We start from the raw sequence: 21,325 nt of genomic DNA, 5'->3' as shown, positions 1-21,325 counted from the left end.
GGCGCCGGCTCAGCACGGCCGCCACACCTGGAAGGTCCGGCCGTCCTCGGGCGGCGTCAGCACCGTCGGAACGGGTCACCCCTTGGTGCCGCCGCCGGTCAGCCCGGAGACCAGGTGCCGTTGGGCGTAGAGGAAGACCAGGCCGGCCGGGATGGTGACCAGCACCGCCGCCGAGGTGAGGTACTCCCACTGCGGGTTGAACTGGGGTACGAACTGCTGGAGCCCGTACGCCAGGGTGAAGTTCCGGTCCTCCTGGATGAACGCCGAGGCGTACGCCACCTCGCCCCAGGCGGTGAGGAAGGCGTAGAAGCCGGTGACCGCCAGCGCCGGGCGGGCCAGCGGCAGCACCACCCGCCAGAAGATGCCGTACGGCCCGCAGCCGTCGATCGCCGCCGCCTCGTCCAGGGCGGTGGGGATGGAGTCGAAGTAGCCCTTGAGCATCCAGGCGCAGAACGGCACCGCGATGGTCAGGTTGGCGATGACCAGCGAGGCCGGCGTGTTGATCAGCCCAAGCCGGGCCATGATCATGTAGATCGGCACGATCAGGATGGCGAACGGGAACATCTGGGTGACCAGGAAGACCGTCATCAGTGGCCGGCGGCCCGGGAAGTTGAACCGGGAGACCGCGTAGCCGGTGGTGGCGGCCAGGAAGATCCCGAAGAGCATGGTGAACGCGGCGACCAGCACCGAGTTGCCGAACCAGCGCAGGAAGTTGGTCTCGCCCAGCACGTACGCGTAGTTGGCCAGCGTCGGGTCCTTGACCAGGGTGAGTTCGCTGCTCTGCACCGCGTACCCCGGTTTGAAGGAGGAGAGCAGCACCCAGAGGATCGGGCCGACCGCGATCAGCGAGGCGACGATCAGCGTGGCGTGCAGCCCCACCGACCGCAGCGGGCTCCGGCCGGTACGCGCGGATCGGTTCATCGTTACCACACCTCGCCCTGCTTGCGCAGTGCCCGCCGGTAGAAGATCGAGAAGACGAGCAGGATCGACAGGATCAGCACCCCGTAGGTCGAGGCGAGCGAGTAGTTCCGGATCCCCTCGAAGGCGGCCCGGTAGGCGCCGGTCACCAGGATGTCGGTCTGGCCGGCCGGCTGCCCCTCGGTGACCAGGAAGATGATCGGGAACATGTTGAAGGTCCAGATGGTGCCGAGCAGCAGCACCGTCATGCTGACCGGGCGCAGGCCGGGCAGGGTGATGTTGACGAACCGCTGCCACGGGCTGGCGCCGTCGATCTCGGCCGCCTCGTACAGCTCGGCGGGGATGGTTTGCATGCCGCCGAGCAGCGCCACCATCATGAACGGCACCCCGAGCCAGATGTTGGTGACGATCGCGGTGGAGAGCGAGGTCCACCGGTTGGCGAACCAGTCGACCGGGTCGACGCCGACGGCGGTGAGCAGCGAGTTGGCCAGCCCGAACCGCTCGTTGAAGATGAACTTCCAGGCGAAGGCACTGACGAAGGCCGGCACCGCCCACGGCAGCACCAGCAGTACCCGGTAGAGGCCGCGCAGCCGCATCGGCCGGTTGAGCATGGTGGCCAGTCCCAGCCCGAGCCCGTAGTGGAAGGTCACGCAGACCGAGGTCCAGATCAGCGTGACTCCGGTCCACTGCCAGAACTCGCCCACTCCGCCGGTGAGTACCCGGGCGTAGTTGTCCAGCCCGACGAACTCCCACCGGTTGGGGTTCTCCTTGCAGATCTCCCCGCCGGTGATCGACCTGGTGCAGACCTCGGCGAGCTGGTTGGCCTCGGTCAGGTCGGTCAGCGAGAGCCAGATGCCGCGGACCAGTGGATAGAAGATCAGTACCGCCAGCACCAGCACCACCGGCAGCACCATCGCCCAGGCGTACCAGTGCTTGTCCCAGCTTCGGCGCAGCCGGGACGGGCCGGCGGGCCGGCGTCCGGGCGGCGCGGGCGCCGGCGCCGGGCCGGCGGTCAGGGTGGTCATCAGCAGCGCTCCTGGAAGGGAGCCCGGCAGGGCCGCCGGCCAGCGCCGGTCGGCCCCGCCAGGTGCCGGACGGGTACGCCGGCCGGGGCCGGCGCCGATGATCGGATCACATGCCGTACGACGGTACGACCTCGGACTTGTACTTCCCGGCAACCTCGTCCAGTGCCGCCTTCGGGTCCTTGTTCTGCACCAGTACCTGGGTGGCCAGTTGGTCGAGCGGGCCGAAGAACTGGCCACCCTCGGGGATCCACGGCCGCGGCACCGCCGACTCGACCACCGGCCGGAACGCCGAGATGACCGGGTTGTTCTTCACCGTGTCGAGCTCGTACGCCGACTTGCGGGTCGGCAGCAGGCCGAGCCGGTCGGCGAGGAAGCCCTGCGACTCCGCCGAACTCATGAACTTGACGAACGCGATCGCCGCCTCGACCTTCTCCTGCGGCATGCCGGACCAGACCACGTAGTTGTGCCCGCCGACCGGCGCACCGGCCCGGGCCGAGCCGGCCGGGACCGGGGCGATGCCGAGGTTCTCCAGCCCGCCGAAGGTCGGCGCGTTCTTGATGTTGTTGACCTCCCACGGCCCGTTGACGATCATCGCGACCTTCTTCTCCTTGAAGAGGGTCATCATGGTGCCGTACGCGTCGTTGGCGGCCGGCTTCGGCGCCGCACCGCTGGCGATGAGGTCCTTGGCGACGTTCAGTCCGGCGACGTTCTGCGCCGAGTTGACGACGATCTTCTTCGCCTGGGCGTCGACCAGGTCGCCGCCCTCGCCGTACATGAAGGGCAGCATGAAGTAGCCGGCCGGGTTGACGTAGACGCCGTCCACACCGGTCTTCTGCTTGACCGCCAGCGCGGCGGCCTTCAGGTCGGCCCAGGTCGCCGGTGCGGTGGCGATGCCGGCCTTGGTCAGCAGTTCCTTGTTGTAGAGCAGCGCGAGCGAGTCGGTCACCTGCGGCACACCGTACGTCTTGCCGTCGTACTTGTCCGCCGAGAGCGGGGTGGCGAGGAAGTCGGACTCGTCGCTGGTCAGCTCCGAACCGTCGAGGGCGTAGAGATAGCCGAGCGAGGCGAACTCCGGCACCCAGGCCACCTCGGCGCGCAGGATGTCCGGGGCACCGGTCTTGGCCTGGGCCGCGGTCTTGAACTTGTTCTGGGCCTCGCCGAACGGCACCGACTGGTAATTAATCTTGACGTTCGGGTACGTCTGGTTGAACTTCGCGACGAGTTCCTGGAAGGCCGGTCCCTCGTTCTTCGGGTCCGAAGTGTCCCACCAGGTCAGGTCCGCCTTCAGGGCGGCGGGGTCGGTCTTCTGGCCCGACTCCCCCGACGGGTCGTCCTCGCCGCCGCAGGCGGCGAGCGTCAGAGCAAGGGTCGTGCAGGCGAGTACGACGATCCCTCTGGCTGTGCGACGCATCTAGCGCTCCTAGTCTGCCGGCCGGGTATCGGCGGGACAGTAGCAAGGAGTTGCCGATTACGAAACCCCTTGCAAATCTCCTTGCAACAACCGGCGCCAGTGGGCGCCCAGACAGGCCGACTCGCCCCCTTGAAGTTGCCTTATCATCGGCTCAACCGCACGCCAGACCCCTCTGCAAGTACTTGCCGTGGCCTACGCAAGAAACGACTCGTGGGCTACAGTTCCGCCATGCGTGCACGACTGGCCGACATCGCCCAGCAGGCCGAGGTGAGCGAGGCCACGGTGTCGCGGGTGCTCAACGACCGCCCCGGGGTGGCGCCGGAGACCCGGCAGGCTGTACTCACCGCGCTCGACGTACTCGGCTACGAACGCCCCGCCCGGCTGCGCAAACGCAGCGCCGGGCTGGTCGGGCTGGTGGTGCCGGAGCTGGAGAACCCCATCTTCCCGGCCTTCGCCCAGGTCGTCGAGTCAGGGCTGGCGCAGGCCGGCTACACCTCGGTGCTCTGCACCCAGACCCCGGGCGGGGTCACCGAGGACGAGTACGTCGAGATGCTGCTGGACCGGCAGGTCTCCGGGATCGTCTTCGTCTCCGGCCTGCACGCCGACACCGCCGCCGACACCGCGCGCTACCGCACGCTGATCGCCCGGCCGCTGCCGATCGTGCTGGTCAACGGCTACCAGCCCGGCCTGCCGGCGCCCTTCGTCTCCTGCGACGACCGGGAGGCCGGCGAGTTGGCCGTGGCCCACCTGGTCGCGCTCGGGCACCGCCGGATCGGCCTGATCACCGGGCCCGGCCGGTTCGTGCCGGTGCAGCGCAGGGTGACCGGCTTCAAGGCCGCGATGAAGCGGCTGGTCGGGCTCCCCGACGCCGAGTTGGACGAGTTGGCCGAGCTGTCGCTGTTCGGTGTGGAGGGTGGCGAGGTGGCCGCCGCGCGGCTGCTCGACCGGGGCGTGACCGGGCTGGTCTGCGGCTCCGACCTGATGGCGCTGGGCGCGATCCGGGCGGCCCGGCAGCGCGGCCTGTCGGTGCCGGCCGACCTCTCCGTGGTCGGTTACGACGACTCGCCGCTGATGGCGTTCACCGACCCGCCGCTGACCACGATGCGGCAGCCGGTCACCGCGATGGCGGTCGCGGCGGTACGCGCACTGGTCGACGAGATCCACGGGCACGCGGCGCCGCACTCGGAGTACATCTTCCGGCCCGAGCTGGTGGTGCGCGGCTCGACCGCGGTCGTACCGGGGGTGCTGGACAAGCCGGTGGACGAGCCCCGGCCGCCGGCCGCCGACCTGCCGCTGCCGGTCTGAACCGGACCGCCCTGCGGAGTCGCCCGGCAACTTCTTGCGCAAGAACTGCTTGACTCTTTCAGGCGCGGCCCGGCATCCTGCTCTGATCCGCCCCGCGTTCCACGCCCGACGAACGGACACCCCCGCATGAGTGAGCGCAGCGAGCGAATCAGCCAATTCAGCGCGGATGTGCCTCATGACGGCACGCAGCGAAGCGGAGTGCCGGCATGAGCGAGCGCAGCGAGCGAATCAGCCAATTCAGCGCGGATGTGCCTCATGACGGCACGCAGCGAAGCGGAGTGCCGGCATGAGCGAGCGCAGCGAGCGAATCAGCCAATTCAGCGCGGATGTGCCTCATGACGGCACGCAGCGAAGCGGAGTGCCGGCATGAGCGCCTCCCCCGCACCGAGCCGGCCCGAGGACTGGTGGAAGTCCGCGGTGGTCTACCAGGTGTACGTCCGCAGCTTCGCCGACGACGACGGTGACGGCATCGGTGACCTGGCCGGAGTACGCAGCCGACTGCCGTACCTGCGCGACCTCGGCGTGGACGCGCTCTGGCTGACCCCGTTCTACCGCTCGCCGATGGTGGACGGCGGCTACGACGTGGCCGACTACCGGGACGTCGACCCGATCTTCGGCACGCTCGACGACTTCGACCACATGATCACCGACGCGCACGCGCTGGGGCTGCGGATCATCGTCGACATCGTGCCGAACCACACCTCGGACGTGCACCCGTGGTTCGTCGCCGCCCTGGCCAGCCCACCCGGCTCGGCCGAACGAGACCGCTACCTGTTCCGGGACGGCCGGGGACCGGACGGCGCACTCCCGCCGAACGACTGGAAGTCGATCTTCGGCGGCCCGGCCTGGACCCGGGTGCCGGACGGCCAGTGGTACCTGCACCTCTTCGACCCGGCCCAGCCCGACCTGAACTGGCGGCACCCCGAGGTACGCGCCGAGTTCGAAGACGTGCTGCGGTTCTGGCTCGACCGCGGGGTGGACGGGTTCCGGATCGACGTGGCACACGGGATGATCAAGGCGGACGGGCTGCCGGACGTCGGCGACGGCGTCCCGGCCGGTCAGCGCCAGGTCGAGTTGCTCGGCCGGGCCCGGCTGCCCTACTTCGACCAGGACGAGGTGCACGACATCTACCGGGCCTGGCGGCCCATCCTGGACAGCTACCCGGGCGGCCGGATGGCGGTCGCCGAGGCGTGGGCCGAGACCCCGCAGCGGCTGGCCCGGTACGTCGGGCCGGACGAACTGCACCAGGCGTTCAACTTCGACTTCCTCGACGCCACCTGGTCGGCCGACTCGTTCCGCAAGGTGGTCGACACCGCGCTGGCCGAGTCGGCGATCGTCGGCGCGCCGACCACCTGGGTACTGTCCAACCACGACAAGCAGCGGCACGTCACCCGGTACGGCGACGGCGCCCTCGGGCTGCGTCGGGCCCGCGCGGCCGCCCTGCTGATGCTCGCGCTGCCCGGCAGCGTCTACCTCTACCAGGGGGAGGAACTCGGCCTGCCGGAGGTGCTCGACCTGCCGGACGAGCTGCGTCAGGATCCCGCGTTCCGGCGCACCGGCGAGAGCCGGGACGGCTGCCGGGTACCGCTGCCGTGGGGCGGCGACGTCCCGCCGTACGGCTTCGGCCCGGCCGGTGGTGCCCCGACCTGGTTGCCGGCCCCGCCCACCTGGCGGGCCCTCTCGGTCGCCGCCCAGACCGGCGCCCCGGACTCGACCCTGGAGCTCTACCGGACGGCGCTGCGGCTGCGGCGCGAACACGCGCCGGTCGGCGGTGCGACCGAACCGGGCCAGGTGACCTGGCTGGGCAGCGAGCCGGGAGCGCTCGCCTTCAGCCGGCCGGCGGGGGCCGGTTCGGCGGAGCTGGTCTGCGTGGTCAACTTCGGCGACGAGCCGGTGGGTGTCGACGGGTACGGGACGCCGATCCTGCGCAGCCAGCCGCCGGGCGCGACCGACGACCCGGCTCGGCTGCCGACCGACGCGGCCGGGTGGTTCATCCGGCCGGTAACCGGGTAACTCCCTATCGACCTGGTCGTCCGCCGCGCTCCGCGCCGACGGGCGGCTGGGGCGGCGGCCCCTTTGTGGTGGAGGGGATGGTGGTACCGGTGCTCCGGGAGCGCACTCCCGGAGCACCGGTGCGTCACACCACCCCGGACTCTGCCCGGAATGGTGTGCGGGAGTCTCAGTGGGGTGGGAACCCCGTCGAGATTCCCCGATCCGGTGGGGTGGGTGTGCCCGGAGCCGCCCGTCAGGGGGAGGGGCGGGTGAGCATCGCGGCGATCCGGGCGATGCCGGCGCGTACCTCGGTGGGGTCCGGGGGTTGCCGGGGCTGCGCCGGCGCTCGGGTGCTCTCGCCGATCACCTCCTCCTCGCCGAGGTCCTCGTAGTCGCCGTAGATGCTGGTGTCGTCGAGGTCCGCCGCCTCGTCCTCGGCCTCGACCGCGATCTGCGCGGCGGCGATCTCGGCCCGGATCTCCTCGGCGGAGACCCGGGGCAGCAGCGGCTCGACCACCGCCATCAGCTCCTCGTCGGCCACCACCGACTCGGCCAGCGCCAGGGCGTGGGGCCGCTCGTACGGGCCGCAGACCACCGGCTCCCACTCCTCGTCGTCGTCGAGCGGGCCGAACGTGATGATCCAGGGCAGGGCGAGGATCGGGGAGTCGTCCGGCAGTTCCAACGTCACTAGTGCGCCCACGCGACTCATCATCGCGGCGATCCACACACCATTAGTGGCTTTTGCCCGAATCGTAGTTCTGGTCTCTTTCTCCGGGACCGATCACGCCCGGTTGCCGCCCACAGCCGGCCGTCACCCACAGCTCTGGCCGCCATCCACAGCCGGTCGCCGACTCATTCGGTCGACGGTGGGTGCGGCCGGGCCGGATCGGGCACCTCCGGCGCCCCGGCCAGGTCGCGGACCCTCCCCTGGTGGCTGGTCGCCGCGAGCGCCGCGCCGAACAGCAGCAACTGGTTGAGCAGATAGAGATAGATCAGCAGGCCGACCGCGCCGGCCACCACCGTGTACGCCGGATTCCGCTCCCAGCGCACCACGTAGTACCGGCCGACCGAGTTCAGCAGCGTCACGCCCACCGCCACCAGCAGCACCGCCGGCAGCCACCGCCGGAAACTCATCCGCAGCCTCGGTACGGCGAGCAGCAGCGCCGAGGCCAGCAGCATGTTGATCAGAAACGCCAGGAACCAGCTACAGATCGTGAGCCCGATCGAACGTGCGCCCAGCAGCCAGCTCAGCAGCGACTCCAGCGCGTCCACGGCACCGATCGAGAGCCCGAGCAACACGAAGATCACCAGCAGTACGGCCAGGTCGACGAGTTGGCGCAGCACGAGGTAGCCCGGATGCTGGGCCAGACCGTGGATCAACCGCTGCGAGGAGCGGATCGACTCGACCCAGCCGATGCCGGTGACCGCCAGCAGGATCAACCCGATGACCCCGGGGCGGCTGCTGCTCTGCCGGATCTGCTCGGGGTCGACGAACGGCAGGTTCCGGGTGAGGAACCCGACTATCACCTCGCCGCTCTCCGCGCTGTCCCCGAGCAGCGCGCCCAGCACCGCGTACGCCACCAGGCCGAGGGCGAAGACCGCGAAGAAGCCGTAGTAGGCGATCGCCGCCGCCAACCGGGCGCCGAGCACGTCGGTGTAGCGGCCCACCGCCCGGGCGAGGTGGTCGAACCACGGGGACTGCCGGCGGTACGCCGTCAGCCGCGCGTCGACGCGCAGCACCGCCCGCTCGAACGCGTTCACGCCGCCATCCTTGCCCATCACCACCCGACGCGGGGCCCGCTCGACCCGCCACGCCGGCACCGCCGCGTCGTGAACGGCTTCCCGGCTCTCGGCGGGACTCAGCCGCCGAGCGGGAAGTCCCGGCGGGGCTGCCAGCGGGCGTCGCCGCTGTGCGAGAAGAGGGTGAACTTCTCGACCTTGAACAGGGCGGAGAAGTCGGCCAGGTCCTCGTACACCTGGTCCAGCGCCTCCGGTGCGACGTCCTGGGCGACCGTGACGTGCGGATGGTACGGAAAACGGCTCTCCCGGCGCAGCTCGGGCGCCCGGCCGATCGCCGCGGCGAGCAGCTCGCACTCGCTGATCCCGGCGGCCACCACCACGAAGACCACCTCGGTGATCGGCCGGAAGGTGCCGGTACCGCGCAGGTGCAGCAGGTACGGCCGGTGCGCGGCGGCCACCTCGGCCAGGTGCCGCTCCACCGCCGGCAGGCTCGCCAGGGGTACGTCGGTCGGCCCGAGCAGCGTCAGATGCGCCGGCACGTACGCGGCCTGCGGGTCACCGGCCTCCGCCCGCCGTCGGGTGAGGAACTCACACCACGGCTCCGGGACGTCCACGGCGATCCCGACCCGGGTCATCGGAGTTCCCGGATCCTGCGATCCGTCCGTGACAACCACACTCCGCTCCACTCACCGCACCGGGCGGCAGCGCGCCGCCCGGCGACCACGTCCCGGTACCCGGCGGTCTGAGCCCCGCCGGGGCGTCCGGCGGGCTCAGCCGTTCCGGGTGCCGGGCAGGAACCCCACCCGGTCGTACGCCTCGCGCAGCGTGACCGAGGCGACCGCGCGGGCCTTCTCCGCGCCGATCGCCAGCAGCTTGTCGAGCTGCGCCGGATCATCGAGGTAACTCTGGGTGCGCTGCTGGATCGGCCGGACGAACTCCGCCACCACCTCGGCCAGGTCCTTCTTCAGGTCCCCGTAGCCCTTGCCCGCGTACGCCTCGACCAGCTCGTCGATGCTCCGGCCGGTCAGCGCGGAATAGATGACCAGCAGGTTGGAGACCCCCGGCTTCCGCTCCGGATCGAAGAGGATGTCCCGGCCGGTGTCGGTCACCGCCGACCGGATCTTCTTGGCCGATTTCGCCGGGTCGTCCAGCAGCATGATGATCCCGGCCGGCGACGAGGACGACTTCGACATCTTGGCCGTCGGGTCCTGAAGGTCCGTGATCTTCGCGGTGTCCCGGACGATGTGCGGCGCCGGCACGGTGAAGGTCCGGCCGAACCGGGTGTTGAACCGCTGCGCCAGGTCGCGGGTCAGCTCCAGGTGCTGCCGCTGGTCCTCGCCGACCGGCACCGCGTCGGCCTGGTAGAGCAGGATGTCGGCGGCCTGCAGGATCGGGTAGGTGAAGAGCCCGACGCTGGACCGGTCGGCACCCTGCTTCACCGACTTGTCCTTGAACTGGGTCATCCGGCTCGCCTCGCCGAACCCGGTGATGCAGCTCAGCACCCAGGCGAGCTGGGCGTGCTCCGGCACCTGGGACTGGACGAAGAGGGTGGTCCGCTCCGGGTCCAGCCCGACGGCGAAAAGCTGCGCCGCCGCGACCCGGGTGGAGTGCCGCAGCGCGACCGGGTCGTGCCCGGCGGTGATCGCGTGCAGGTCCACCACGCTGTAGAAGGTGTCGTGCGTCTCCTGCATCGCCACCCAGTTGCGTACCGCACCCAGGTAGTTGCCCACGTGGAACGAGTCGGCGGTCGGCTGGATCCCGGAGAGCACCCGGGGCCGGGCAGGAGCGTCGGACATGCCGGCAATTCTGACAGCAACCGCGGGAGCGTGTCCCGACGCCCCCGTGCCATTCCGCCCCGGTCGCACCGCGGCGGTGCGGCGCGGTCGAGCGGGAATCCGGGGAACCGGGCGCACCGGTGCGGACTCGTACCCTGAAACCGGAGTCGGTCGGCGGCTCCGCCGTACCCGGGTGCGGCGTACCGCCCGGCCGGGAGGGACAGCGCTTGGTACGGCAGCGGGGCGGACGCTCCTCCGGCGGCGAGCGGGGCGCGGTGGACGAGGCGATGGGCGAGCTGTACCACGCCTGCTACCGGCGACTGGTCGCGCAGGTCTACGCGTTCACCACGGACCTGACCGAGGCGCAGGACGTGGTGCAGGAGGCGTTCGCCCGGGCGATCGCCCGGCCGCAGGGGTTGACCGACGTCGACAACCCCGAGGCGTGGCTGCGTACGGTCGCGGTCAACGTCGTACGCCGCCGCTGGCGGCGACGCCAACTGCTGGACACCATCCTGCTGCGGGACCGTCCGGTGACCCGACTGGTCGAGGCCGCTCCCGGACCCGAGCGGACCGACCTGCGGGAGGCCCTGGCCGGCTTGCCGGTCAGCTATCGGGAGGTGATCGTGCTGCACTACTTCGCCGACCTGCCGGTCGAGGAGATCGCCACCGTGCTCGGGGTACCGACCGGCACGGTGAAGTCCCGGCTGTCCCGGGGGCGTTCGGCGCTCGCCGTCCAACTCGGCGACTACCAGGGCACCGGCGGGCCCGCCTCGACGCCGGGACCGGAGGGCCGGACGGACCCTCCGGCCGACAGTGCGGACAGTCCGGCCGGCCGGCCGGATCCGATGGCCGCCAGGACCGAACCACCGGCCCGGGTACGGCCGGCGGTGCGACCGGGGTGAGAGATGCCTGACCGAGATTTCTCCGGCCCGGACCTCGACGTACGGCTGGCACGCGGCCGGGCGACGCTGCTGGACAGCATCGACCAGCCGCCACTGGCCCGGATCCGGGACCGCGCGGCGACCCGGCGCCGTCGGCGGCACGCGGCCGGTGCGGCCGGGGGCGCCGCCCTGCTCAGCCTGGCGGTGGTGGCGACCGTGGCGCTCCAGCCGTGGACGGGCGACGGCACCGACCCGGTGCCGCCGCCGGTGGCGGGCGCACCACCCGGCGGTCCGGTCTACACCGGTGCCGGCATCACCATCAACGGGCTCACCACGGCCGCCGTGGCACACGTGCCGGGGACGATCAGCGACGTCGAGTTCGTCGACCCGGACCACGGCTACCTGCTGGCCCGCTGCGGGGCCGCCGAGCCCTGCCCGGCCAACCTGGCCCGGACCTCGGACGGCGGCGCGAGCTGGGAACACAGTGAACTGCCGGCCGGCAGCGCCGGGCAGCGCAGCCTGGACCTGGCCGCCTTCCCAGGCGGACGGCTGCTGGTCAGCCACCCCGGCGGGGCGTACGCCTCCACGGACGAGGGACGGAGCTGGCGGGAGGTCGGGACCGGGGACGGGACCGGCCAGGTGCCGGCGGTCCGGGGCGACCTGCTCCGGGCCGGGCCGGGCGGCGGGCGGTGCGGCCTGGACGTGGAGGTGTGGCGACCGGAGCTGGCTCGGGCGGGCGCCCCGGCGACCTCACCCGATCTCGACGTCTGCTGGGTGGCACCGGCGGCCGGTGCCGACGGCGCCTGGTGGGTGGGCGGCTTCCGGAACGGCCACCCCGCGGTGGCGATCACCCGGGACCGGGGAGCACGCTGGCGGACGGTGGAACTGCCGGGCACCGGCGTCTCGGCCGGTACCGTCGAAGTGGCCAGCCTGGGCAGCCAGGCGTACGCGGCGGTGCTCGGCACCGACCGGCGGCTGCTGGCCCTGCACCACTCCGCCGACGGTGGCCGGACCTTCACCCGGAGCCGGTCCGGCTCGTCGGGGCTGCCGGCGGGGCTCTCCGGTGCGCTGGTGCCGCTGCTGGACGGCCGGCTGCTGGTGACCGGCACCGACCGGCAGCTCTACCTGAGCGCCGACGACGGGGTGACGTTCCAGCGGGCCGGCGGGAGCCTGCCTCCGCTCGCCCGGCTGGAGCGGACCGTCGCCGGCTACCTCGCCTACGACCTGTTCGGTTCCGGCTGGGCGGCCTACTCGGCCGACGGCGCCACCTGGCGCAAACTCCAGATCATCTGACCGGATTCGAGATCATCCGATCGAATTCCAGATCGTCTGAGCGCCGCCGATCCCGGCGATCCGAGACTGGCGAGTCACCCGGGGCCCGACCGAACGAGTCACCCGAGGTCGGCCGAACGAGTCACCCGGGGCCAGCCGAACGAGTCACCCGGGGCCAGCCGAACGAGTCACCCGGGGCCAGCCGAACGAGTCACCCGGGGCCAGCCGAACGAGTCACCCGAGGTCGGCCGAGCCGGGCGAGGACTCGGATGCCTCGCCGGGCTCCCCGTCGGTGCGTGCGGCCGGCACGCTGGCGCGCTGTTGCTCCGGCAGCCGGGCCACCGAGACACCGACCCGGGCCACCCGGCGGCCCTCCACCGCCAGCACCCGGAGCAGCCAGCCGCCCGCGCCGGAGCCGCCGTCCGGGTCGGCACCGTTGCGGAACCCACCCGCCGGGCGGCCCGGCCCACCGCCGTTGCCGGCCACGCCGGGCTCCTCCGCGCCGGGCACCGGCACCTCGTCACCGCAGACCGGCAACCGGCCCAGGGCGGCCATCACGAAGCCGCCGACCGTCTCGTACGGGCCGGGTGGCAGGGCGATGCCGACCCGTTCGGCGAAGTCGGCGAGGTTGAGCCGGCCGTCCACCTCGGTCGGGCCGCCGGTCGACACCGGGTCGGGCGCGCTGTCGTACTCGTCGTGGATCTCGCCGACCAGCTCCTCGATCAGGTCCTCCAGGGTGACGATCCCGGCCGTGCCGCCGTACTCGTCGATCACGACCGCGAGGTGGTGCCGCTCGCGGCGCATCTCGGTCAGCGCCGCCAGCACCCGCTTGCTGCCCGGGATCTTCTTCACCTCCCGGGTCAGGTCCCCGATCGTGGTGCAGGTGTCGTCGTCCGGCCGGAGCAGTACGTCGCGCAGGTGCACGAAGCCGACCACGTCGTCGGAGGTGCCGTCGACCACCGGATACCGGGTGTGGGTCTCGACCCGGACGAGTTGGGCTGCCTCCTTGAGAGTCAGTCCGGCGGCCAGGAAGACCACCTCGGTCCGGGGCATCATCACCTCCCGGACCAGGCTGGCGCCGGCCACGAGTACCTCGTCGATGATCCGCCGTTCGACCGGGTCGAGCCGGGTGTTCGCGGCGACCAGGTCCCGGAGTTCGGCCTCGCTGATCTGCTCCCGACCGGCCGTCGGGCTGGCCCCGAGCAGCGCGGTGACCAGCCGGGTCGAGCCGTCCGCCGCCCGTACGATGATCCGGGCCAGGGCCCGCGCGAGTGGACCCGGTTGCCGTCGAGTACGCCCCGACGATCGTCGCCGGGGCCCGGTACTGCCGCCGTCCCGCATGCCAAGGATGGTAGACACCGGAGGTACCCGATGTGGGCACCTCCGCCACCCGTGCACCCCACCGGCCGATGTTCGACTCTGTGCAGAATTGACAGAACATGGTGAAATGCTGGGGGCCCGGCGCCGAACACGAAGCCGATACGGAATCGGCACCGGAGCCAGCGCGGCATCCGTCGTACCGAAGCAGAAAGGCACAGGCGTGAAACTGCTCGTCACCGGAGGTGCGGGTTACGTCGGCAGCGTCGTCACCCGGCTGCTGCTCGACGCCGGGCACGAGGTGGTGGTCCTGGACGACCTGCGTACCGGACACGCCGAGGCGCTGGCCCCGGAGGCCACCTTCGTCCAGGCCGACGTCGCCGACGTCGCCGGAGTGCTGACCCCCGACTCCGGCTTCGACGGCGTCCTGCACTTCGCCGCGCTGATCGCCGCCGGGGAGTCGATGGTCAAGCCGGAGCTCTACTGGCAGGTGAACACGGTCGGCTCGCTGGCGCTGCTGGACGCCGCCCGGCTGGCCGGGGTGCCCCGGATCGTCTTCTCCTCCACCGCCGCCGTCTACGGCAACCCGACCGAGACGCCGATCAAGGAGACCAGCACTCCGCTGCCGACCAGCACGTACGGCGCCACCAAGCTCGCCGTCGACATGGCGCTCACCTCGATGGCCACCGCACACGGACTGGCGGCGGTCTCGCTGCGCTACTTCAACGTCGCCGGGGCGTACCTGCGCCCCGGGGTGGCGCTCGGCGAGCGGCACGAACCGGAGACGCACCTGATCCCGATCGCCCTCCAGGTCGCCGCCGGCCGCCGGGACAAGTTGCAACTCTTCGGCGACGACTACCCGACCGAGGACGGCACCTGCGTCCGGGACTACATCCACGTCGAGGACCTGGCCCGGGCCCACCTGCTCGCGCTGGAGGCCGCCAAGCCCGGCGCGCACCAGGTTTTCAACCTCGGCAACGGCTGCGGCTTCTCCAACCGCCAGGTGGTGGAGGCGGTCCGCGAGGTGACCGGGCACCCGGTGCCGGTCGAGACGGCGCCGCGCCGCGCCGGCGACCCGGCCGCGCTGGTCGCCTCCGCCGAACGCGCCCGGACCGACCTCAGCTGGACTCCGGCCAAGCCGGCCCTGCCGGAGATCGTCGCCGACGCCTGGACGTTCTACCAGGAGCAGATCCTCGGCGGGGCGGCGTCGTGACCGGCACTCCCGAGACCACGCACCGCCCGGCCACCACCAACCACCCGGACCGGCCGGCCGGGCCGGTCACCGAGCGCGCCACCGCCGGCTTCCTCAGCGAGTACGCCGAACGCCCCGCTGGAGTGTGGGCGGCACCCGGCCGGGTCAACCTGATCGGCGAGCACACCGACTACAACGACGGCTTCGTGCTGCCGTTCGCGCTGCCGCAGCGCACCGTCGTCGCCGCCGCACCGGAGAAGGGACGGCGCTGGACGGTCTGGTCCGAGCAGGCCGGTGAACGGCTCTCGTTCGGCCGGGCCGACGCCGCCGAACCGGGCCGGGTGGCCGGCTGGGGGGCGTACGTCGCCGGAGTGGTCTGGGCGCTGCGCGAGGCCGGGCACGACGTACCGGTGGCCCGGCTGGCCATCGCCTCCGACGTACCGCTCGGTGCCGGACTCTCCTCCTCGGCGGCGCTGGAGTCCGCCGTGCTCACCGCCCTGGCCGACCTCGGCGAACTGGACCTGCCACTGGCCGACCGGCCGGCGCTGGCCCAGCGGGCCGAGAACGACTACGCCGGAATGCCCTGCGGGATCATGGACCAGTCCGCGTCGCTGCGCTGCCAGCCCGGGCACGCGCTCTTCCTGGACTGCCGGACGCTCGCCGTCGAGCAGGTGCCGTTCGACCTCGACGCCGCCGGGCTCGCCATCCTGGTGATCGACAGCAACGCGCCACACCGGCACGTCGGCGGCGAGTACGCCGCCCGCCGCGCCGCCTGCGAGTCCGCCGCCGCCGCGCTCGGGGTCCCGGCGTTGCGGGACGTGACCGTCGACCGGCTCGACGCCGCGCTGGCCCGGCTCGACGACGAGACGGTACGCCGCCGGGTGCGGCACGTCGTCACCGAGAACCAGCGGGTACTGGAGACCGTCGAACTGCTCCGCGCCGGCCGGCTGGCCGAGATCGGGCCGCTGCTGACCGCCTCGCACTCCTCGATGCGGGACGACTTCGAGATCACCGTCCCGGAGGTGGACACCGCGGTGGAGGCGGCGCTGACCGCCGGGGCGTACGGGGCCCGGATGACCGGGGGCGGGTTCGGCGGCTGCGTACTCGCCCTGGTCGACGCGGCAGCCGCCGAGACTGTGGCGTCGGCGGTGACCGAGGCGTACGCCGGACGCGGCTTCCGCGCCCCGGCCACCTTCACCGTGACCCCCGGCCCGGGCGCCGTACGCCTCGGCTGACAACCGAACCGGTCGGGCTCGGTCAGCCGCTGCCGAACAGATGGCGAGAGGTCTGCCGGATGCGTTCCTCGGCCTCCTCACTGCCTGGCGTCGTGGCGATGTCCCGGATGTCGAAACCCGGACCCAGCACCTCGCGGTAGCGCGCGTTCACCAAGTCGTTGAACGCTCCCTGCGCACGGTCGATGGTTTCCACGATGAGGCGTGCCAACGTTCGCGGCTCATGCCTTCGGTAGACAGCCGGGTCGAGCCACAACTCCGAGATCTTTCCGGCGGCCACGGTGACTCTCACCAGGCCGTCGGCAGTCTCCGCCGTAGCGTCCGCCGCCGCCACCTCGGCCTGGATCTCGCCGAGCCGGTCACGCACGTTGTGGAACCGTTCGAGCATCTCGTTGAGTCGATGGCCATGCTCGCCTCGAAACATCCGTCCCTCGCTCAGCTATACGGATCTTCGTTCCTGGGTTCCCAGGCGGTATGGTCGCCCGGGAAGGCCCCCGGAATGTCGTCGCCGCCGAGTTCGTCAACGGCGGTCGCGGCATGGATACGGGGACCGATGTTCTGCATCGCCTCGGTCATCGCCTCCAGCCGCGGCAGTATCGACGCGAAACCCGCGATGATCAGACCGACCGCGCCGATTATGACGCCGACGATCCCGACGATCAGGCCGACCACCGCTCCGACTCCGGTGATGCCGGTGTAGACAGCGATCACGGCACCAGCGATTCCCAGGATCAATCCGATGACGCCCAGGATGTATCCGACAATCTCGTACCAGCGGACTTCGAAGCTCTCGGCAACGTCGACCAACGCCGACCCGACGACCTGTAGCGCGGCGGCCTCGTCGTCGATCGCCCGCTCGATCGTCTCCATATAGCCGACGAACTGCTCGTACGCCGCGCCCGTCCAGCGATCCTGCACGGATGACAGCAGCATCTCCGTCAACCGCTCCGCGTGCTCCTCGAGCGCCACCTGGGCAGCGGCCTTCTCTCCACCGGCTCCCCACACACTCTCGCCCACCGCCTTGAGGCGATCGATATCGACCCAGGACAACTCTTCGAGATACCGGAGCGGATCATCACATCCCACCGCTCGCGCGATCGACGACAGTTCACGGACCTCGGCGGGAATGACCAGAGCCATCAGATGAATCGCCCATGGGCACTCCGGTCAGCCCGATCATAAGATCGTGCGACCTCGTGCAGGTTGGTGTCGGTGATCCGCAACTGCTGAACGATCTTGTTGTTCCGGACCGCTGTCGCCCGCCGGGCCGCCTCGTAGACCTGACCGAGTCTCTCCAAGTGCCAACCAAGCGCGACCAGATACATCATCCTGCCGCCCCACACCCGATCTTCGAGTACGGCATCTCCGAGGAAGATCCGCCGATTGAGATCATCGAGATCGTCGGCGACGGCGGAGCATCTAACGCCGTACCATCGGAGTGCATCAGTGTCAGTGACAAAGCCGCTATCCGTCATCGGCCCCCCTCAGCATTAGGTAAGAGTATTACTTACAGTCAATGTCGATGGAACCCGACAGGAGTAGCCGTGACATCGGCCCGACCCGAACGCATCCCGGAGGACCTGCCGTTCGTCGTCCGGACCGACCGCCGAAAGTTCCTGCTCTGGTTCGGCGGCATCACCTTCGCCGGCTATCTGCTGCTGTGCTGCGTCGTCGGTACGGTGCTCTACCTCGGCACCCGCGACCTCGGCACGTCCCCCGGGGTCACCGTGGCGCTCGTCGCGATCCCGCTGCTCGCTCTGGGTCTCCTGCTGGCAGTTCCGGTGCTGGTCGGACACCACCGGTTCATCGGGCGTGGACCGCTGCTGGCGGCGGACCATGCCGGCCTCTGGGTGCGCAACGTCGGCTTCCTGTCCCGTCCACAGTGGCTGCCGTGGGAGGCGGTCCGCGCCGTGTATCCGAGACACCAGGGCCCGGAGAAGCTGGTCTGGATCGAAGCCGACCCCCGCTATCCCGGCATGCCACCCGGCACCCGGCTCGTGGTCACCACGCTGATGTCCGACCACGACGCCCGGCAGGTTCTAGTCGCGCTCGCCGGACTGGCAGCCGGACGGGCCGTCGTCCACCCACCTGGTTGACCGCCGAAACGGCCCGACGATCTTACCGGCGCTGACCACACAACACATCGCCCCGTCGATACGCCCGTCCGGGTCCGGGTTCGACGGTGGGCCTGAGGGTCTCCCAGGTCCGTGGCGTCAACGCCGCGCCGGACGTTGGGCGCTGTCGCCACCGGGCCGCGGTCGCGGCGGTATCCGGGGCGCGGCCCGCTTCTGCCGTCCGACTCGATGGGCGCGCAGCGCTTCCCAGCGCGTTGCTTCGTCCCGCTCGCGGTAGCCGATCAGCCTGATCCCGACACAGCTCGGTCGGTCGCCCCGATCGTCCCGCGAGAGGTGGCGGAACCGTTGGCCCGTGACGCCGTGGGGTGGGCTCAGGTAGGAACCGCCGGCGAGCCGGAAGGCGCCCTCGAAGCGCCGGTCGCCGTCGAACCGCTCATGCGGCAACTCACGGACGATCTCGTGCACGCCCCCGCAGCAGTCATAGACGTCGTCCGGCGATCGGCCGGCCTCATAGGCACCGACCGGGCTGAGCCGGCTGTCCGGCGTGAACTTGAGATTGGCGTGCAACGGTGTCGGCGGGTCAAGTCCCCAGGGGTAGGGCTGGGCGACGCAACCGGAGAGCGTGATCCACTCGGCGACCGTGGGAATGTCCCAGCGCCAGTCGTCGCCGCCGGGTGGCCGGGGCAGCGAGCCGAGGAGGTTGCTCAGTTCCCGCCACATCCCGGCGAACGCGCTCCCGTCGACCCGGTCCTGGGGCAGTACATAGGGCATGGCAGGTTCGCTGCCCGGTGGCCGGCGCAGGATGAGGTCGACGTCGCCGACCCGCAGTGGATAGCGCATCGCCTGGAACGGGTAGGGGCAGATGGCGCTGGCGGAGAAGTCGACCAGGTCGGGGGTGAAGACGCTGGGGCCGACGGCCGCGCCGAGCCGGCCCAGCAGGATCCGTACCCGCTTCAGGGTCGCCGGGCCGCTGCCGCGGGCCCTGAGCACGGCGTCATGCTGCTGCAGCTCGTCGCGGATACGGCGCAGCGTCACCGGGTCGTCGCGGGCGATCTCGATGAGGAAACTGACGTTCGGATAGAGCCGCTTGTGCTCGCCACCGCATTGGCTGATCGCCTCGGCGATGAGGCTGTTCGCCAGCCCGGTCTCGCGGTGCGGGGCGGTGGCACTCAGATAGGTGTCGAACAACCACCGCCACATCTCACGGAGACGCGGTACGGCCGCCGGTTCGTTCCGCAGGATCGTGTCGGTCTCCCGCAGTATCCAGCGCTGGAGGCCCAGGCCACCGTCCTGGACGATGGAGTCGATCAGTAGGACGGTCCAGAACCGGGCGACGCTGTCCGCCGGCACGTCGTGCGGGCGGTGCGCGGTGCGGACCTCGACATCGATCTCCGGCAGTGCGTGCTCGAGGAACTCGTCGAGCGGTGCCAGAGCCGGGCAGAGTTCTCGGGCTGGCATGCCGCGGAGCAGGCCCTCGGACACACCCGGGCGGTGGAGATATGGGATCCAGGCTTCGGCTGCGATACGGACGTGGGCGACCTGCCGAGCCTCGTACGCGGGGTCCGGGACGGCGCTTGCGGACCGGACCGTCTCCGGCGAACCCGCCGGAACCGTCACCTGAGGCGCGTCGGGCGAGGGCAGGATGGCGGTGCCGGCGGATGCCGGGGAGGCCACAGCGATCCCGTCCCTCGCCAGGACCAGCGTCAGCAACGCAGCCCAGAGGCTTGCCACGCCGGCCAGCCAACTGGCCACTTCCAGGCTCTGCAGACCGAAGAACGTGGCCGCGAGGGCCAGACCCGCTGCGAGGACGCCGCCGCCGAGCCAGGAGACCACCGTCCGTCGCTTCACCGTCACCAATCCATCACCTGCGAACCGGACAACAGTTGTCGTCGACCAACCTGCGGTGCCCTCGGGAGTGACTCGAACACCCGCCTGCGGCTCCGAGGGCCGCCGCTCTATCCCCTGAGCTACGAGGGCCATACCGAACCCGGGTGGGCTCAACTTTCGATGCTAACGGCAGGGTTCCACCCGGGCCCGGGCCCGGGCCGAGCCCGGCACGACCGGACCGGCAACGGGTGTCGACAGCCACTGGGGTGGGATCGGTGTCGCACCGGTTGCCCGTGGTGGTCGCCGAGGTCAGGAGCCGCCGTCCCGCTCCCATTCGGCATGGTCCGCCTCGATCCGCTGCCACACGGCCCGCAGCCGCTCGTCCGGCACGTCGTCGAGCGGCAGGTGGAACACCTCGCGCAGCACGATCCGCCATTCGGCGTACCCGGACAGTTGCCGGACCGTCGCGGACCCGGCCACCGGCCGCTCGGTCAGCACCCGGCCACGGATGATCCGGGCGCCGGCCGGCGTCCGGTGCTGCGCCGTCACCACCCGCACCATGCCCGACGTCGGCGAGGTGGAGAGTTCGATGTGCTGGTCCACCAGATCGCTCGGCCGGGTGGCCGTGGTGGGGAAGTCCATCCCGACGAATGCGCCACCGGGTTCGTGGTCGAACCGCCAGCCGGCCGGCACGGCTTCCGACGGCCGCAGCCGGAACCGGTCGTCGGGTCCGAACGCTCCGGCCGCCAGCGGCACCGGGTCGAGCGGGCCGTCGCCCAGGCCGGTGTCCACCCACCAGGCTCGGCCGTCCAGCTCAGTGGTCAGCGCGAGATGGTTGCCGCTGTCCCCGGCCGGATCCCCGGCCTGGCCCTGCACGCCGGCCCGATGCCAGGTCACCTGGTAGCCGAGCGTGGTCAACAGTGCGGAAAATGCGCCGTTGAGCTGGTAGCAGTACCCACCTCGCCCGGCTACCAGGTATCCCGCCGCCTCGACCGGGTCGATCCCCCGCGCCTCGCCCAGGGCGATCCAGACGGTCTCGTACGGCACGCGTTCGACGTGCGCGGCGTGCAGGCGGTGCAACTGCGCCACCGACGGCCGGTCCGCCCGCTCGGCCACCGGGTCGAGACCCAGCCGGCGCAGGTAGGCGGCGACGACCGTGTCGTCGAGCGTCGGTGGCCGCCACAGATCGGTGCCAAGCGTCGACTTATTGATCACGTGGCCAGCTTAGCCAGCGGCAGTGACAGTAATGGCGCTCGCAGCGACGGAGGCCAATTGATGCGATGGTCCGCCGGTACCGACGATCAGGCGGGTCGGCGACTTCGCGGTTCCGCTGCCTCCCGAGAACCGGGTCGGGTTCTGAACC

Annotated in this window: 20 protein-coding genes and 1 tRNA gene; 7 read left to right on the top strand and 14 right to left on the bottom strand. The window is 71.1% G+C overall.

Annotation, left to right across the window (positions count from 1 at the left end; translation table 11 throughout):
• Positions 1–75: 75 nt before the first annotated feature.
• The 3 genes from ACSMXO_RS04415 to ACSMXO_RS04405 all read right to left on the bottom strand — a co-directional run bounded on the left by ACSMXO_RS04415 (position 76) and on the right by ACSMXO_RS04405 (position 3,354).
• Positions 76–921: a sugar ABC transporter permease gene (locus tag ACSMXO_RS04415; RefSeq protein ID WP_455416785.1), complete on the bottom strand. Its 846-nt coding sequence runs from the start codon at positions 919–921 to the stop codon at positions 76–78.
• Positions 922–923: 2 nt separating this feature from the next.
• On the bottom strand, positions 924–1,943 hold the full coding sequence (locus ACSMXO_RS04410) for a carbohydrate ABC transporter permease (RefSeq protein WP_455416784.1): 1,020 nt from the start codon (positions 1,941–1,943) through the stop codon (positions 924–926).
• 106 nt (positions 1,944–2,049) lie between these two features.
• Positions 2,050–3,354, bottom strand: coding sequence for an extracellular solute-binding protein (locus tag ACSMXO_RS04405; RefSeq protein ID WP_455416783.1), 1,305 nt, complete (start codon positions 3,352–3,354; stop codon positions 2,050–2,052).
• A 228-nt stretch (positions 3,355–3,582) separates the two neighbouring features.
• On the opposite strand from ACSMXO_RS04405, the gene ACSMXO_RS04400 reads away from it, so the two are divergent.
• Together ACSMXO_RS04400 and ACSMXO_RS04395 are read left to right on the top strand one after the other, a co-directional pair.
• Positions 3,583–4,659 carry a LacI family DNA-binding transcriptional regulator gene (locus ACSMXO_RS04400; RefSeq protein ID WP_455416782.1) on the top strand — a complete coding sequence of 359 codons (1,077 nt, stop codon included), beginning with the start codon at positions 3,583–3,585 and terminating at the stop codon, positions 4,657–4,659.
• 366 nt (positions 4,660–5,025) lie between these two features.
• A complete protein-coding gene (locus ACSMXO_RS04395; protein ID WP_455416781.1) occupies positions 5,026–6,672 on the top strand; it encodes a glycoside hydrolase family 13 protein in 1,647 nt (548 codons plus the stop codon).
• A 232-nt stretch (positions 6,673–6,904) separates the two neighbouring features.
• Here the strand turns inward: ACSMXO_RS04395 and ACSMXO_RS04390 are convergent, their stop codons facing one another.
• The 4 genes from ACSMXO_RS04390 to trpS form a co-directional block, all read right to left on the bottom strand.
• A complete protein-coding gene (locus tag ACSMXO_RS04390; protein WP_346259761.1) occupies positions 6,905–7,351 on the bottom strand; it encodes a hypothetical protein in 447 nt (148 codons plus the stop codon).
• Between the two features lie 152 nt (positions 7,352–7,503).
• The gene (locus tag ACSMXO_RS04385) at positions 7,504–8,412 is read right to left on the bottom strand and encodes a YihY/virulence factor BrkB family protein (protein ID WP_346259762.1); all 909 of its coding nucleotides are present in this window, start codon (positions 8,410–8,412) and stop codon (positions 7,504–7,506) included.
• 98 nt (positions 8,413–8,510) lie between these two features.
• Positions 8,511–9,026, bottom strand: coding sequence for a 2'-5' RNA ligase family protein (locus tag ACSMXO_RS04380; protein WP_346259763.1), 516 nt, complete (start codon positions 9,024–9,026; stop codon positions 8,511–8,513).
• Positions 9,027–9,161: 135 nt separating this feature from the next.
• Entirely contained in the window at positions 9,162–10,187 is a 1,026-nt protein-coding gene (trpS, locus tag ACSMXO_RS04375; RefSeq protein WP_346259764.1) for a tryptophan--tRNA ligase, read from the bottom strand.
• A 119-nt stretch (positions 10,188–10,306) separates the two neighbouring features.
• Here trpS and ACSMXO_RS04370 point away from each other — a divergent pair, with 119 nt between their 5' ends.
• Together ACSMXO_RS04370 and ACSMXO_RS04365 are read left to right on the top strand one after the other, a co-directional pair.
• Entirely contained in the window at positions 10,307–11,068 is a 762-nt protein-coding gene (locus tag ACSMXO_RS04370; RefSeq protein WP_346259765.1) for an RNA polymerase sigma factor, read from the top strand.
• Positions 11,069–11,071: 3 nt separating this feature from the next.
• Complete coding sequence (locus tag ACSMXO_RS04365) at positions 11,072–12,340, top strand: YCF48-related protein (RefSeq protein ID WP_455416780.1); 1,269 nt, start codon at positions 11,072–11,074, stop codon at positions 12,338–12,340.
• 213 nt (positions 12,341–12,553) lie between these two features.
• Here the strand turns inward: ACSMXO_RS04365 and ACSMXO_RS04360 are convergent, their stop codons facing one another.
• Positions 12,554–13,660, bottom strand: coding sequence for a hemolysin family protein (locus ACSMXO_RS04360; protein ID WP_455416779.1), 1,107 nt, complete (start codon positions 13,658–13,660; stop codon positions 12,554–12,556).
• A 199-nt stretch (positions 13,661–13,859) separates the two neighbouring features.
• Between ACSMXO_RS04360 and galE the strand changes: the two genes are divergently transcribed.
• Together galE and galK are read left to right on the top strand one after the other, a co-directional pair.
• Positions 13,860–14,849 carry a UDP-glucose 4-epimerase GalE gene (gene galE / locus ACSMXO_RS04355; RefSeq protein WP_455416778.1) on the top strand — a complete coding sequence of 330 codons (990 nt, stop codon included), beginning with the start codon at positions 13,860–13,862 and terminating at the stop codon, positions 14,847–14,849.
• Positions 14,846–16,063 carry a galactokinase gene (gene galK, locus ACSMXO_RS04350; protein WP_455416777.1) on the top strand — a complete coding sequence of 406 codons (1,218 nt, stop codon included), beginning with the start codon at positions 14,846–14,848 and terminating at the stop codon, positions 16,061–16,063. The genes galE and galK overlap by 4 nt, the downstream gene beginning before the upstream one ends.
• Before the next feature lie 22 nt (positions 16,064–16,085).
• On the opposite strand, the gene ACSMXO_RS04345 is transcribed toward galK, so the two are convergent.
• The 3 genes from ACSMXO_RS04345 to ACSMXO_RS04335 are packed head-to-tail and all read right to left on the bottom strand — an operon-like array spanning position 16,086 to position 17,535.
• Complete coding sequence (locus ACSMXO_RS04345) at positions 16,086–16,448, bottom strand: YbaB/EbfC family nucleoid-associated protein (RefSeq protein WP_455416776.1); 363 nt, start codon at positions 16,446–16,448, stop codon at positions 16,086–16,088.
• Between the two features lie 47 nt (positions 16,449–16,495).
• Positions 16,496–17,200 (bottom strand): WXG100 family type VII secretion target, encoded by a 705-nt coding sequence (locus tag ACSMXO_RS04340; RefSeq protein WP_346259771.1) that lies wholly within the window; start codon positions 17,198–17,200, stop codon positions 16,496–16,498.
• The gene (locus ACSMXO_RS04335) at positions 17,200–17,535 is read right to left on the bottom strand and encodes a hypothetical protein (RefSeq protein ID WP_455416775.1); all 336 of its coding nucleotides are present in this window, start codon (positions 17,533–17,535) and stop codon (positions 17,200–17,202) included. The genes ACSMXO_RS04340 and ACSMXO_RS04335 overlap by 1 nt, the downstream gene beginning before the upstream one ends.
• A gap of 69 nt (positions 17,536–17,604) precedes the next feature.
• Between ACSMXO_RS04335 and ACSMXO_RS04330 the strand changes: the two genes are divergently transcribed.
• Positions 17,605–18,156: a hypothetical protein gene (locus ACSMXO_RS04330; RefSeq protein WP_346259773.1), complete on the top strand. Its 552-nt coding sequence runs from the start codon at positions 17,605–17,607 to the stop codon at positions 18,154–18,156.
• Positions 18,157–18,273: 117 nt separating this feature from the next.
• Here the strand turns inward: ACSMXO_RS04330 and ACSMXO_RS04325 are convergent, their stop codons facing one another.
• From ACSMXO_RS04325 to ACSMXO_RS04315, 3 genes are all read right to left on the bottom strand, one after another.
• Positions 18,274–19,983: a hypothetical protein gene (locus tag ACSMXO_RS04325; RefSeq protein WP_455416774.1), complete on the bottom strand. Its 1,710-nt coding sequence runs from the start codon at positions 19,981–19,983 to the stop codon at positions 18,274–18,276.
• Between the two features lie 56 nt (positions 19,984–20,039).
• A tRNA-Arg gene (locus tag ACSMXO_RS04320) sits at positions 20,040–20,112 on the bottom strand.
• 159 nt (positions 20,113–20,271) lie between these two features.
• Positions 20,272–21,177, bottom strand: coding sequence for an arylamine N-acetyltransferase family protein (locus tag ACSMXO_RS04315; protein WP_455416773.1), 906 nt, complete (start codon positions 21,175–21,177; stop codon positions 20,272–20,274).
• Positions 21,178–21,325 lie beyond the last annotated feature (148 nt).

The sequence above is a fragment of the Plantactinospora sp. DSM 117369 genome, from assembly GCF_053764795.1.
Note: the sequence above shows the minus strand (reverse complement) of the source record. Positions and strands in the feature narration are given on the sequence as shown.

Coding starts and splice junctions, on each gene's coding strand:
- ACSMXO_RS04415 (WP_455416785.1), bottom strand. CDS start 921: ATGAACCGATCCGCGCGTACCGGCCGGAGCCCGCTGCGGTCGGTGGGG.
- ACSMXO_RS04410 (WP_455416784.1), bottom strand. CDS start 1,943: ATGACCACCCTGACCGCCGGCCCGGCGCCGGCGCCCGCGCCGCCCGGA.
- ACSMXO_RS04405 (WP_455416783.1), bottom strand. CDS start 3,354: ATGCGTCGCACAGCCAGAGGGATCGTCGTACTCGCCTGCACGACCCTT.
- ACSMXO_RS04400 (WP_455416782.1), top strand. CDS start 3,583: ATGCGTGCACGACTGGCCGACATCGCCCAGCAGGCCGAGGTGAGCGAG.
- ACSMXO_RS04395 (WP_455416781.1), top strand. CDS start 5,026: ATGAGCGCCTCCCCCGCACCGAGCCGGCCCGAGGACTGGTGGAAGTCC.
- ACSMXO_RS04380 (WP_346259763.1), bottom strand. CDS start 9,026: ATGACCCGGGTCGGGATCGCCGTGGACGTCCCGGAGCCGTGGTGTGAG.
- trpS (WP_346259764.1), bottom strand. CDS start 10,187: ATGTCCGACGCTCCTGCCCGGCCCCGGGTGCTCTCCGGGATCCAGCCG.
- ACSMXO_RS04365 (WP_455416780.1), top strand. CDS start 11,072: ATGCCTGACCGAGATTTCTCCGGCCCGGACCTCGACGTACGGCTGGCA.
- ACSMXO_RS04360 (WP_455416779.1), bottom strand. CDS start 13,660: ATGCGGGACGGCGGCAGTACCGGGCCCCGGCGACGATCGTCGGGGCGT.
- ACSMXO_RS04345 (WP_455416776.1), bottom strand. CDS start 16,448: ATGCTCGAACGGTTCCACAACGTGCGTGACCGGCTCGGCGAGATCCAG.
- ACSMXO_RS04340 (WP_346259771.1), bottom strand. CDS start 17,200: ATGGCTCTGGTCATTCCCGCCGAGGTCCGTGAACTGTCGTCGATCGCG.
- ACSMXO_RS04335 (WP_455416775.1), bottom strand. CDS start 17,535: ATGACGGATAGCGGCTTTGTCACTGACACTGATGCACTCCGATGGTAC.